Origin of the sequence: Pseudarthrobacter sp. J47, assembly GCF_049810315.1 — a bacterium.
GTDB lineage: Bacteria > Actinomycetota > Actinomycetes > Actinomycetales > Micrococcaceae > Arthrobacter.
Window position 1 is genome coordinate 360904 of sequence record NZ_CP187358.1, and the last position, 13381, is coordinate 374284.

The window sequence follows — 13381 nt, forward strand, 5'->3', positions numbered from 1 at the left end:
GCCCCAAAATACGGGCAACAAAGTCCGTGCAACAGGGTACGGGCAACAGGAAAGCGGGCCCCGTCCCGGCGTTGAACTGATGCAGTTCGTGGCCGGAACGGAGCCCGCTTTTTCTTTTCAGGCGGAGGCTTCAGCTGGAGATCAGCTGGCTGCCATCAGCACTACCTCTGCGGTTCCGGTCAGCGGAGCGGATGCGGCGTCGCCGGCATCGGTGTACGTTGCGCTGAAGACGGCGGAGAGATCGTCGACGGCGGGATCGTGGCCTTCAGGGACCGACGTGGTGATGGTGCCCGTGCAGCCGGAGGTGGTGGTCTGCGGGTGGCCGTGCGTGTGGTGGCCCAGGATGTAGGTCACCTCAACCAGTGCGCAGTTGACCGGCTGGTCATCGGTCACCCGGACTTCGTAGGTGACGGTGTCGCCGAACCTGAAGTCCTGGCCTGCTACCGGGTTGATGAACTGAACAACCGGTGCCTGGTTGCCAACCTCGACGGCCACTTCAGCGGAGGAGTGGCGGCCGCGGTGGACGCCGCCCAGGTCCGTGACCTTGACGCTGGCCGTGTAGTTTCCGATTTCGGGGTAGGTCCAGGTGGGGTTGGCTTCCTCGGAATCAACCACGCCGTCGCCCTGGAAGTCCCACTCGTAGCGGACCTTGTCGCCGTCAGGATCAACGGTGCCCGCGCTGGAGAACTGAACGGTGAGCGGAGCTGCTCCGGCTGTTGGTGTACCCGAGGCCTTGGCAACCGGGCTGTGGTTGCCGTTGACGCCGATGTAGTCGATGCGGGAAAGCTGGGCATCGGGGTTTTCGCCGAAGTAGCCGTCACCGTATTCGAGGACGTAGAGCGCGCCGTTGGGGCCGAACTCCATGTCGATGGGGTTGTCCACCACCAGGGAGCTGACAACGTGCTCGATCGAGGCGAGCTCACCGTTCTCCACGGTCATGCCCTTGATGTAGTCGCGGGTCCACTCGTAGAAGAAGGACTTGCCGTCGTAGTAGGACGGCCAGGCAACGGGGGCGTTCCCCTTGGTTGCCTTCTCATCGAAGACGTACGCGGGTCCGGCCATGGGGCCTACGCCGCCGGTGCCCAGCTCAGGGAATTCCGCGGAGGCGCCGAAGTTGTACCAGACGTCCGGCTGGCTGACCGGCGGCAGTTCGCGCAGGCCGGTGTTGTTGGGGGACTCGTTCACGGGAGCTGCGCAGTTGAACGCTGCACCCGAAAGGCCGGTGGCGAAGTCGTAGTCCATGTAGGGGAGTTCTGCGGTGGCGCAGTAGGGCCAGCCGAAGTTGGAGGGCTCGGTGACAACAGACCACTTGCCCGTGCCCACGGGGCCGCGGGAGGGGCTGGCGGTGCGTGCGTCGGGGGAGTAGTCGGCCATGAACAGTTCGCCGGTGTTCCGGTTCAGCTCGATGCGGAACGGGTTGCGCAGGCCCATCACGTAGATCTCGGGACGCGTCTGGGGAGTGCCGGCTGCGAACAGGTTGCCTGCCGGGATGGTGTAGCCGCCGCCGGCCTGGGGCGTGATGCGCAGGATCTTGCCGCGGAGGTCGTTGGTGTTGGCTGAGGTGCGCTGGGCATCCAGTGACGGGTTGCTGGTGGGCCGCTCGTCGATGGGCGTGTAGCCGCCGGACTGGAACGGGTTGGTGTCGTCACCGGTGGAGAGGTACAGGTTGCCGGCGGCGTCGAAGACGATGTCTCCGCCCACGTGGCAGCAGATGCCGCGGTCCACGGGCACTTCGATGATTTCCTGCTCCGTGGCCAGGTCAATGGTGGAGCCGTTGAACTGGAAGCGTGAGAGCTTCAGGGAGCCCTTGAACTTCTCGAAGTCGGCGGCGGTTCCGCTGAAGGGTGCATCGCCCTCGTTCACGCCGGGGGTAGCCGGATCATCCACGGGAGTGTTCTGTGGCGGTGAGTAGTAAAGGTAAACCCAGTTGTTGCCCTTGGTCCCGAACTTGGGGTCAAGCGCGATGCTCTGCAGGCCTTCCTCGTCATGCTGGTACACATCCAGCTTTGCGGCCAGGGTGTTGAGCCCGGTTGTTGCATCGTTGAGCCACACTTCGCCGCCACGCGTGGTGTGCAGGACGTTGTTGTTGGGCAGTACCGCGAGGTCTACAGGCTCGCCGGGGCCGTCGTTCAGGGTGACCTTCTGGAAGCTGGAGTCCGCGGGCGCGGATTCCGCGGCAACGGCCGGCTGGGCCTGCGCCGGTGCGACGGCGAAGGAGGTGGCCATCAGGGCTGCCATTGCCAGGCTTGCGCCCAGTCGGGCTGAGCGCCCCTTGGAAACTCTGATGGCATCTGCTGCATGCCCGGACGCTTGCGCGATCCCGTGTCGATTGACTGTCATCGTTTACTTTCTTCTCGTCGTTGAGGGAACCCGAGGTTGGGGAACCGGCCAGCCGGAGTCATCTGACTGGCAGTTGACGCACCGAAAACGCGGGTTGAGTGCGTTATCTGCGAGTCAGTTGGGGTCCCTGTGAACGCTAATGGAGGAGTTGTCATTTCGCTAGTGGTTTCAGAAAACAAAGTCGGAATAATTTGGATCACCTACAACAGACTCGGGCAGAAAAAGCGCAGGAAATAGCCACTCAGCGGGTTAGTGGGCTGTTTGAAGATTTGTTGTATGAAACTCTAAAGCAGGCTTGAAGCTACGTTGGCTCCTATGCCCTGCGTCTGGAGGACCAGGTCCTTCACGGCCGCAGCAGGCACCTGGCGGCCCTTGGCAAGCAGTGCCTCCACCGAGGATGGGACCCGGTGGTCCGAGCCGATAATCAGTGGCGTTCCGGCCGCCGAATCCGGCAGCCGGCCATGCGTGCCCCGCACGTGCGTTGGATCAAGCGGCACTGTGCTCATGGCGTACCGCAGGCCCAGCTTCTTCTTGACCAGGTTCAGCCCGGCCTTGGCCTTTGCCAGCCTGTCCGCCGGGTTGAAAAAGAGCTCCGCGGGGTCGTAGCCCGGCTTCCGGTGGATGTCCACGCCCCGGGCGTACTCGGGAGCACGGGCATCGTCCAGCCAGAAGTAGTAGGTGAACCAGGCGCCGGGCTCCGCGGTGACCACAAGCTCGCCGGACCTTTCGTGGTCCAGCCCGTAGCGTCCCTGCGCTTCCCGGTCCAGGACCTCGTCCACGCCCGGGGTGCCGCGAAGAACCGCCGCCACGCGTTCGACGTCGGACGGGTCGGCCACGTACACGTGCGCCACCTGGTGATCCGCTACAGCAAACGCCCGTGAAGTCCAGGGATCAAGCTGCTCCCGGCCGTCCTGCACATAGACCTCCAGGAGGCCCTCCCGCCGGAGGACGCGGTTGATGTCCACCGGCGTGTGGGCTTCCTCGATCCCGTATTCGGCCACGGCAATAACGGAGTAACCCAGGGATTCTGCCTCATCCAGCAGCGGCGCCAGGGTGCGGTCCAGGTCGGCTGCCGCCTGGGCAGCCTGCGGCGAAGCCGGCCCGAACCGCTGGAGGTCGTAGTCCAGGTGGGGGAGGTAGGCCATCACCAGCTCCGGCGCCTGGTTCCGCATCACGTGGCGGGTGGAATTGACGATCCATTCGCTCGAGGCGATGGCCGCCGTCGGGCCCCAGTACTGGAAGAGCGGGAAGTCACCGTAGCCGGACACCAGCTCCTGGTGCAGTTCCGGCGGCCGGATGTAGGCGTCCGGTGATTTGCGGCCGTCCGCGTGGTAGATGGGCCGTGGCGTCACGGTGATTTCCGTGCTCATGCCCATGGCGTACCACCAGCAGATGTTGCCGGCCCGGTACCCCGGTTGCTGGCGGCGGGCCGTTTCCCAGATGTTCTCGCCGGAGACCAGCTTGTTGTGCTGGCGCCACAGGAAGATGTCGCCCAGTTCCCGGAAGTACCAGCCGTTGCCCACGATCCCGTGCTGCGCGGGCGCCAGGCCTGTCAGCATGGTGGCCTGCACGGAGCACGTGACCGCCGGAAGCACAGTGGCGAGTTCGGAGGACCAGCCCTGGGACGCCAGCCGCTGGAGCCGCGGCATCTGGGTCAGGGCCTTCGCGGTCAGGCCAACCACGTCCAGCAGGAGCACGGGTTTCACGATGCGCCCCGTACCGCTGGCGGTACCGGCGCCGATGCCGAAGCCGCTGCAGAGGCTGATGCGCCCAACAGGTTCGCTTCCGCCCAGGCGATCTCTGCGGCAATCCCGTCCGTAATCCCCACGGACGCCCCGGGCAGCACACTCCAGGTATAGGTCTCAATATCCAGGTGGACCTCCGGTGCGTAGGCCAGCCCCTCGATCTCCGCCACGGTGCGCCGCAGGACGTCCACGGTGGTTTCCAGCGGTGCCTGGGGAACGTGGTGCAGCGGGATGTGGAAGTGGACCCGCCACGGATCCTGCCCGGGCAGATCAGCCAGCGCGTCGGAGAGATCGTCCGCGGCAATGACGCCGGCGCCCTGGGATTCCCGCACCTGGTGGAGGTACCGGGGTTCAACGAAGGCGGCCAGGGCCTCGCGGGCAGCCGGCTCGGCAGGGTCGGTGACGTGCAGCGCCGCCGAGGCCTGCACCTTCACGATCCGCAGGCCCGCCGCGTCAATCTGCCGGACAGCGCCTGCCGGGTCCGCGAAGGACACCGCAAGGTGGCAGGTGTCGACGCACAGGCCCACAAACTCCGGATCGATGCCCCGGGGGATGCGTGCACCCAGCCAGGTGACGACGTCGGCGACCGTATCCAGCACACACCCCGGTTCAGGTTCGACGGCGATGCGTACAGTTTTGCCCGTCCGTTCCCGCAGCTGCCGCAAACGGGAGCTGAGCTCGGCAAACGCTGACGTGGCGGCGTCGTCGTCCTGCTGGCTCCACGGTTCCCGCCAGGCCAGTGGCAGCGTGGAAATGGAGCCTGCGGTGCCCTCCGGCAGGAAGGCGGCCAGCACTTCCGCGCAGTCCATGGTGTACTCGAGGCGCTCGCGTTGTGCCCATGTGGGCTTGTACACCTCCAGCTTGACCACCTCGTTGTGGAAGCCGCCGTAGGGGAAGGCGTTGATGGTGTGCAGCTGCAGCCCTTCCTCGTCCAGGACCTCGCGGAGGGCCTGCCGGTCTTCAGCGTTGCCGGCCAGCTGGCGGGCAAGGTTCGCCGGCAGCCACAAGCCCACGCCCAGGATGTCCCGGGCGGCAGTACGCCGGATGGGGCCGGCGTACTCGCGCAGCTGGCGGATGACGCCGTCGAAATCTTCTGCAGGGTGGACGTTAGTGCAGTAGGAAAGGAGCATCAGACCCTCGCACCCCGCAGGACCGAGTTGCCTTCGAAGCCGGCCGCCGAATCGGGCAGCTCACCGGCGTCAAAACCGGGAACCGGGTCCAGGATGAGCTGGCCGCTTTGGCCGTAGAACTCCACCGGGTTCCGCCAGAGCACCTGGTCGACGTCGTCAGCGGTGAAGCCGGCGTCCAGCATGGCGCAGGCCGTGCTGGAGGTTTTCAGCGGATCTGACCTGCCCCAATCGGCGGCGGAGTTCACCAGCACCCGCTCGGTTCCGTAGCGGCGGAGGATGGCCACCATACGCTGCTCATCCATTTTGGTGTCCGGGTAGATGGAGAAGCCCATCCAGGCGCCGGCGTCCTTGACCATCTCCACATTCGTCTCGTTGAGGTGGTCAACCACCACCATGCCGGGCGCAATCCCGGACTCCCTGACGACGTCCAGCGTCCTGCGGGTGCCGGCCAGCTTCTCCCGGTGGGGGGTGTGGACCATGGCGGGCAGCTCATACTCCCGCGCAAGTTCCAGCTGCCTGCTGAAGGCCTGGTCCTCGGCCGGGGTCATGGAGTCGTAGCCGATCTCGCCCACGGCCACCACGCCCTCCTTCACCAGGTACCGCGGAATCTCCTCCAGCACCGGGATGCAGCGGGGATCGTTCGCTTCCTTGGGGTTGAGGGCGATCGTGGCGTGGTGCCGGATGCCGAACTGGGCCGCGCGGAACCGTTCCCAGCCCAGCAGCGCGTCGAAGTAGTCAATGAAGGAGCCCACGTTGGTGCGCGGCTGCCCCAGCCAGAAGGACGGCTCAACCAGGGCGCGCACACCGCTGGCATACATGGCCTCGTAGTCGTTGGTGGTGCGGCTGGTCATGTGGATGTGCGGATCGAAAATGCGCATGGGGCCTTCCCTTAATACAGAGTGGAAATCTAGGACGTGGTGGAGTGTGCGGAGGCGGGTTGGAGCCTGTGGACGTCATCGGGAACCGGGCGGCCTGCCGCAGTGCGTTCGGCTGCGAAGTCACCGGCCATCCGGGCCAGCTCATCATCGGCCCGCTCGCTGAGGTCCGTGACCGCATCCAGGCTGATCCCCATGAACACCAGCTTCAGCACTGCATGGCGCCAGTTGTGCTGGTCCAGGTGGGCGGCGGCGAACGGACCCATGGCCGCAGCCACCACGCCGCTTTCGTTGGTCCGCAGGGCTTCCTTGGTGAGGCCGAGCCCAACACCCACGACGGCGGCAGGCAACCCGGGCGCGTTGGCCGCCAGGGTTCCCAATCCCCGCAGCACGCCGCGGCGTTCGGCGGAGTCCCCGCCGTTGTAAAGGTTCAACAGGGCTTCGGCCAGTTCCTCCGGGGCCAGGCATTCCGGCAACCGGCCCACCAGCTGGCCGCGGGCGTGGTCGCTGACGGTTCCGAACAGGACGCCGGACGGGTCAACGTCAGGACGGAGCGGTCCCCGACCCACACGCCTGCCCGCTGTAGCGAAGACAGTGGCGAGGCTGGCGGGATCGGCCGCGACCGCCGTCGAACTTTCCCGCAGCCAGCTGCTGGATTCCCGCAAGGGTGCCGATTGTTCCCAGCCGCGGCGAAGGGCGGCCATGCTGCGCGCGGCCAGACCCGGGGCGTCATAGGAATGCCGGGGAAGCTCGACGGCGGCAACACCCCGGTAGCCCAGCTCGGCCAGGGTGGCCAGGGCAAGCGGCACATCGACAATCCCGTCGCCGAACGGCAGGTGTTCGTGGGCGTGGGGGAGCATGTCATCGAGCTGGACGTTGGCCAGCAGGGGCCCCGCCTCCAGCAGCGCACCGCGCACGCCGCCCGGTTCCACCACCACGCAGTGGCCAATATCCGCCGTGACCCGCAGGTTCTCCGGCTCGCCCAGTTCCGCCCGAAGCCGGAGCACATCCGCCACCGTCTCAACCAGCATGCCCGGCTCAGGCTCCACGGACAGCGTGACGTTCCGGGAGCGGGCGTAGCCAACCAGCTCCGCAACCCGCGAGGTGAGCCGGTGCCATCCCGTTTCAGGGTCCGTGCCCTCCGGCAGGTTCCCGGAGAAGAAGGAGACGCACTCCGCATCCAGGGCGGCCGCGATGTCCACGGCCCGTTGCAGGAAGGCCACACGGACGGCTGCCTCTTCATCAACCAGCGCGGGGCTGTGCTTGCGGCGGGGATCCAGCAGGAAGCGGGTGCCCGTTTCAATGACCACCCGGAAGCCAAGTTCATCCAGCCGGGCGCGGAGGGACCGAAGCTGTTGGTCAAGGTCCTCGGCAAACGGATCCAGGTGCGGGTGGCCCAGGGTCAGTGCCACGGCGTTGTAGCCCTGCTCGGCCATCAGTTCCAGGGCCACGGGCAGTGGGTGGTCGGTGAAACCGTTGGTGCCGTAGCCCAGGCTGAACGGCATGCCTTCCGGCGATGGAGCTGGTGTCATGACTCGCTGATCCTTGAACTCTTGGGACGGGAACGCAGGAGCTTGCCGGCCAGGTCCACCGACGCCAGCACGGTGGCCGCGGCCAGGTTGCCCTGGCGCAGCGTGAGCGCCGCCTGCAGGGGGACCATGGCCCGGATGCCTGCCTTCGTGGCGTCGAGCGCGTTTTTCGCCACCGGCTGGCGGGCCGCCTTCACCTGGGCCGGGGCGCACCTGATGGCGTAGGCGGCAGTCGCTGCCAGCACGGCAAGGACCTGCAGGCGCGCACCGGCGGAACCGGCCAACGGGACGCCCGCGAACTCCGTTTGGCCCCTGCCCGCGGAACCGGTTCCGCCGATAATCCCGGAGCCGGCCACAACGGCGCCGGCCAGCACGGCGGTTCCTGCAGCAACAGTGCCGGCCGTCGTCGTCGTCGTGGTTCCGTTAACTTCCCCGCGCGACAGGAGGGTCACGGCCACGGTGTGCCCGCCCATGATGCCTGCGGTGCCCAGGGCGGGGCGAAGGTTGCCGGACCCGGCGCCCATCAGGACGTCCAGTGCCCGGCAGGCGCCCATGGTGAGCGGGCCGGAGATTGCGTGGTTTTTGGCCAGGAGGTCATAGCTCCAGATGGCCGCCGCCAGCGGAAGTCCCACGGCCAGTGCGGGCCTCCCGCCGCCCGCGGCGCTGAGACCAAGACCCGCCACCGTTAATACGGACGCGGCGGTGAGTGCGTTGCGCGGGCTGATCCTCCCGGACGGAATGGGCCGTTCGGGGCGCTCGCGGGAATCGACGTCACGGTCCGCGTAATCGTTCAGCGCCATGCCGCCCGCGTACAGGCAGGCGCTGGCCAGGGGCAAGGCCATCCGGCGGCCGCCGAGCGAATGCCCGGCGGCGGAACCGCCCGCCAGCGTGTCGCCGAGGACGGTCAGCACAGCCGGCGCGCGGACGAGCTCAAGGTAGCTGGTAGTACGGCTCACTGCTGATCCAGGCCTCCGGCGGTGATCCTGGAGGTTGCCGCCTGGGCCCATTCCACGAGGTTCCGGGTCTGGCCGGCGAAGGAGTGCTCGTCGCTGCCCCAGGGGTCCTTGAAGAAGAATCCCAGCGCGCCCAGGTGGCCTTCTTCGCCTGCCGCGTGGGCCAGGGCCATCAGCCGGGCCAGGTCCAGCACCATGGGTGCGGCCAGCATGGAGTCGTAGGCACTCCAGGTGGTCTGCAGGGTGAGGCGCGAGCCCAGGAAACCCTCCACGTTGATGTGGTCCCAGGCCACCTTGGTCTCGCCGAGGTCCTGGACGTTGTCGATGTGCAGCGGGGTGACGGCGCCCCCGGTCAGCTCCTGGAGCCCGCGGTTCTTCGACTGCAGCTTCCCGGCCACAGCCTGCGGATCCGCGAGCGTTGCGCCATCGCCGCCGCCCAGCAGGTTGGTTCCTGCCCACGACAGGACCCGGAGCCCGCGGGCGGCGAAGGCGGGGGCCAACACGGACCGGAGCCAGGTCTGGCCGGTTTTTCCGTCCTGCCCGGCTGTAGGAATCCCGGCCTGGGCTGCGAGTTCGCGCAGCGCCGGGAGGTTCAGGGCCGTGGAAGGCGTGAAGCACACATATGGCGAGCCCGCCAGGACGGCCGCATAGGCGCCCACGGAGCTGGGCGGGAGGATGGCGCGTTCCGGGTCCTCGAGTGCCGCGAGGAGCAGGTCCACGTTGGAGTATTCCGGGAGAGCCTGGACCGGAGGTTCGGTGGAAGCCACATCCAGGACGATGACGCGGTCCAGGCAGTTGGACTCCTTGAAGTCGGTGATGTCCTGGGCCAGCCTGCGCGCCACGGCCGCCTGCGACTGGGATTCCTGGGCGGGATCGTAGCCGGGGCGCACGCGGCCGTCTGCCTCCACCAGTTGGGCGCGCACGGATTCGACCAGGTGCAGCGGCAGCATGCCGGATTCAACCAGCGCTTCGGCCCGCTTGGCCATGCAGACGTTGCTGATGTCGTGGCCGCCCAGCACCAGGTCAGTGAAGCGGGGGAGTTCGACGCCGGTGAAGGACTCCTGCTCCGTGACGCATCCGGTGGAGCTGGCCAGTCCGCCTGAAATGGCGGCCAGGCCTACCGCGGCGGTGGTTGCCACGGACCCGCGTGCTCCGATGAGCCAAATGCCCGTCCTGCCGAAGGCCTGCGGGGTCGAATGTGCCCGGGTGTCCTTGATCAAAGCTTCCTCCTTGAAGTGATGATGCGTGTGGCCGGGTCGCTGCCTTGGCCGTCGGAAAACGGTTGCTGTAGCGCGAGACGCCGATCACACCTGAACGTAGCACGAGTAATGACGACAAACAACGAATGTATTTCGACTGTCGATATATGGACGTGCTGAAGTTGGTGTGTTAGAGCGATTCATCCCGCGCTTATGCGGATTGCCCGCACCGCCGGCGGCTCTAGGCCCGGATCCGGCGCCACGTGGGCCCAAACATGGCACCCGTTGATGCGCAAGCCTGTGACCGAGCGTTTCGTCGAAAGGTGTGCTGTAATTAGTCGATGAGTGACATAAGTAGCTTTAATGGTTTGGGTACCTCCGGAGCGAGCGAGTTGTTCCAAATCCTCCGGGACGGGCGGCCCCGCACGCGTACAGAGCTGGCGGAGCAGATGGGCCTGGCCCGGTCCACCATTACCCTGCGCATTGAGGCGCTGATGGAACTGGGGCTGGTGGGATTCGTTGACGATGCCGTCTCCACCGGCGGCCGGCCCTCCTCCCGCATCGCGCTCAAGGCCGGCAGCAAGGTTGTGCTGGGCGCTGACATCGGGGCGTCCCACTTGCGCGTCGCTGTGACAGACCTGACGGGCCACCGCCTGCGCGAGGCCGGGCGCACCATCGAAGTGACCCAGGGGCCGGACGTGGTCCTGCAGGCTGTGGTGGAGATGGCCACGGAACTCCTCAAGGATTCGGGCCGGGCCATGACGGACCTCCTGGCCATCGGCATCGGCCTGCCCGGCCCGGTGGAACACAGGACCGGCCGGCCCATCAACCCGCCCATCATGCCGGGCTGGAACGGTTTTGACGTCCCGGGCTACCTCCAGGAGCACTTCCACGTCCCGGTACTCGTGGACAACGACGTCAACATCATGGCCCTGGGCGAACGCAATGTTGCCTGGCCCAACGTGGACGATCTGATCTTCGTGAAGGTGGCAACCGGCATTGGCTCGGGCATCGTCTCCAGCGGCATGCTGCAGCGCGGCGCTGACGGCGTTGCCGGCGATATCGGGCACATCCGGGTGCACAACGGCGGCGGGGTTCCGTGCCATTGCGGCAACAAGGATTGCCTTGAGGCGGTGGCTTCCGGCCCGGCGGTGGCGTCCAAGCTGCGGGCCCTGGGCCTGGAAGCGAACACGAGTGAAGACGTGGTGCGGCTGGTTGGTGCCGGCAGCACCGAGGCCGTTCACGCAGTACGCCAAGCCGGACGGGACGTGGGTGAGGTGCTGTCCGCGTGCGTCAGCCTGATCAACCCGTCCGTGATCGTCATCGGCGGCTCCATGGCTTTGACGGGCGAGCACTTCATCGCCGGCATCCGCGAAGTTGTGTACTCGCGCACCATTCCGCTGGCCACCCAGCACCTGCAGATCGTCCAGTCCAGCTCAGGCCTGGATGCCGGTGTGCTGGGCGCCAGCATGCTGGCCATCCACCACGCCATGTCGCCCCAGCGCATCGATGCCATGGTCATGGGCCTCTCGGGCGCTGTCGGCTAGGGCCTATCAGCCTTTTGTAACTTGCCGACGACTTTTGCTTGACAGGCAACAAAAGCCCGGATTAGTCTCAAAATAGAAAGCCGGTCGACGGCGGCACACCAGTTCGGAAGGTGCCATCGGCGGCTGGCCAGACTGAAGGCAAACGCTTTCGGTCTGGGTTTCAGGTGTGAGAAAGGCGCGTGGAACCAGGGAATTCATGTCAGCGAAAGCGTGCATCAGACCTGCACCATGGATTCCTGCCCCCATTGCGCAGTTCTTGATCGACGGCAACGGTGGGGCGCGGAGCGCGCAGTGAAGAGGCTGCGTGTGAAGCAACCAACCGTGGGCAGCGATGCCGCTCGGCCGTGGTCTGACTGCCGCAAAGGCCCGTACATCCCGCTGCGTTGCAGCTTCGTATGCATCCACCACCAAAGTCGGTGATGGCACGCATCCACTGCCAGGAAAGGCAACATCATGTGCTTCGGATTTAATGCCCCAGGTGCCCTTCGTCGTTCATTGGAGGAGAAGGGGGTCGATCGCCGCAACTTCCTGAGGGGAGCCATGGCAGCAGGCGTGGGCGTAGGCCTCGCCGGCCTTGGTGGAGCGGCAGCTTTTGCGGCTCCAGCATCCTCCGGTGAGACTGTTGACTGCCGCCGCGTAGCCCCGGGACTCATCAGCATCCAGCTCTACACACTTCGCTCCATCATGCGTAATGAAGGCATCGATGCCACGCTGGCCAGCCTCGCCGGCTATGGCTACACAAAGGTTGAGCTTGCCGGCCTGTACGGACGCACCGCGGAGTCGATGCGCGCCACGCTTGATTCGCTCGGCATCACGCCCTCCTCCAGCCACGACGGAATCAGCTCCACTCCGGCCGCACTGGAGACCAAGCTGGCCAACGCCGTCACGCTCGGCCAAACCCACATCAACGTGCCGTACCTCGTCTCCAGCTCCGCGGATGACTGGCGCCGGTGGGCTGACCAGATGAACGTAGAGGCCGCTGCTGCCCGCGAATCCGGGCTGAAGTACGGGTACCACAACCACGCCCACGAGTTCACTACTGACCTTGGCGGCGGGCTCACCCCGTGGGACATCTTCACCAGCCGGCTTGATCCCAAGCTGGTCCACCTCGAGGTTGACCTCTACTGGGCAGTTACCGGTGGTGTGGGCGTAGGTGCGGCTGATCCCATCCAGTTCGCCATCGACACCATTGCGCAGGCTCCCCAGCAGACCCTGCAGTACCACGTCAAGGACCGCGACGCCGCAGGTGGCTTCGCTGACCTTGGAACCGGCACCATCGACTTCTCCCGCATCTTCGCGGCGCACACCCCGAAGGAGTACATCGTGGAGAACGACCAGCCTGACGTCACCCCGCTGCAGACGGCGGAGGTAGGCTGCAACTACCTGCGGGCAGTCCGCTACTAGGCTGACAGGCTCACACAGTACGCAAAAGCCGGGCTGTTCCCAGGAAGTGTCCTGGTGAGGGCCCGGCTTTTGCATGGGTGGAAGTGGATTGGTTATGTCAGATGTAGAGCTGGTGGTCCTCCTGGATCCGAACGGCCAGCCGTGCGGGACCGCACCAAAGCACGAGGTCCATCACCTGGACACCCCGTTGCACCTGGCGTTTTCCTGTTACGTCTTCGATAGTCAGGGCCGGGTGCTGGTTACCCGGCGCGCGCTGTCCAAAATCGCTTGGCCCGGAGTCTGGACCAACTCCTTCTGCGGACACCCTGCACCGGGGGAGGACGTGGTTGAGGCGCTCCGGCGCCGGGCCCGGTGGGAACTGGGCATCGAAATTTCCGGGGTGGAGCTCCGGCTGCCAGATTTCCGGTACCGTGCCGTGGACGCTGGCGGGATCGTGGAGAACGAGGTCTGCCCCGTCTACACAGCCACAACGTCCGACGGCGTGATCCCCAGGGAGTCCGAAGTGTGCGACTTCCAGTGGGTGCCGGTTTCAGGACTCGCGACGGCGGCAGCGGCCGCCCCGTGGGCGTTCAGTCCCTGGCTTGTGCTGCAGCTCAAGCAGTTGGAACTGGATGAGCTGCAGCACAAGGACCCGGAACCTTAAGGAGAAGGAACCCTAA

At 66.2% G+C, this 13381-nt stretch carries 10 protein-coding genes; 3 read left to right on the plus strand and 7 right to left on the minus strand.

The features are described 5' to 3' along the window. Positions 1-141: 141 nt before the first annotated feature. The 7 genes from ACPJW8_RS01595 to ACPJW8_RS01625 form a co-directional block, all read right to left on the minus strand. Positions 142-2238, minus strand: coding sequence for a PQQ-dependent sugar dehydrogenase (locus ACPJW8_RS01595; protein WP_330194146.1), 2097 nt, complete (start codon positions 2236-2238; stop codon positions 142-144). Between the two features lie 386 nt (positions 2239-2624). Next, positions 2625-4046 (minus strand): nucleotide pyrophosphatase/phosphodiesterase family protein, encoded by a 1422-nt coding sequence (locus ACPJW8_RS01600; RefSeq protein ID WP_330187890.1) that lies wholly within the window; start codon positions 4044-4046, stop codon positions 2625-2627. After that, positions 4043-5215, minus strand: a complete 1173-nt coding sequence (eboE, locus tag ACPJW8_RS01605) for a metabolite traffic protein EboE (RefSeq protein WP_330187889.1) — start codon at positions 5213-5215, stop codon at positions 4043-4045. The genes ACPJW8_RS01600 and eboE overlap by 4 nt, the downstream gene beginning before the upstream one ends. Further along, positions 5215-6093: a TatD family hydrolase gene (locus ACPJW8_RS01610; protein ID WP_330187888.1), complete on the minus strand. Its 879-nt coding sequence runs from the start codon at positions 6091-6093 to the stop codon at positions 5215-5217. Before ACPJW8_RS01610 ends, eboE begins: the two co-directional genes overlap by 1 nt. Before the next feature lie 29 nt (positions 6094-6122). Beyond that, on the minus strand, positions 6123-7622 hold the full coding sequence (locus ACPJW8_RS01615) for an EboA domain-containing protein (protein ID WP_330187887.1): 1500 nt from the start codon (positions 7620-7622) through the stop codon (positions 6123-6125). Continuing rightward, positions 7619-8575, minus strand: coding sequence for an SCO3242 family prenyltransferase (locus ACPJW8_RS01620; protein WP_330187886.1), 957 nt, complete (start codon positions 8573-8575; stop codon positions 7619-7621). The genes ACPJW8_RS01615 and ACPJW8_RS01620 overlap by 4 nt, the downstream gene beginning before the upstream one ends. After that, a complete protein-coding gene (locus tag ACPJW8_RS01625) occupies positions 8572-9792 on the minus strand; it encodes an inositol-3-phosphate synthase (RefSeq protein ID WP_330187885.1) in 1221 nt (406 codons plus the stop codon). Before ACPJW8_RS01625 ends, ACPJW8_RS01620 begins: the two co-directional genes overlap by 4 nt. A gap of 320 nt (positions 9793-10112) precedes the next feature. On the opposite strand from ACPJW8_RS01625, the gene ACPJW8_RS01630 reads away from it, so the two are divergent. The 3 genes from ACPJW8_RS01630 (at position 10113) to idi (ending at position 13365) form a co-directional block, all read left to right on the plus strand. Continuing rightward, on the plus strand, positions 10113-11318 hold the full coding sequence (locus tag ACPJW8_RS01630; protein ID WP_330187884.1) for an ROK family transcriptional regulator: 1206 nt from the start codon (positions 10113-10115) through the stop codon (positions 11316-11318). 540 nt (positions 11319-11858) lie between these two features. Next, the gene (locus ACPJW8_RS01635) at positions 11859-12722 is read left to right on the plus strand and encodes a sugar phosphate isomerase/epimerase family protein (protein ID WP_425256397.1); all 864 of its coding nucleotides are present in this window, start codon (positions 11859-11861) and stop codon (positions 12720-12722) included. A gap of 94 nt (positions 12723-12816) precedes the next feature. After that, complete coding sequence (idi, locus tag ACPJW8_RS01640) at positions 12817-13365, plus strand: isopentenyl-diphosphate Delta-isomerase (protein ID WP_330187882.1); 549 nt, start codon at positions 12817-12819, stop codon at positions 13363-13365. Positions 13366-13381 lie beyond the last annotated feature (16 nt).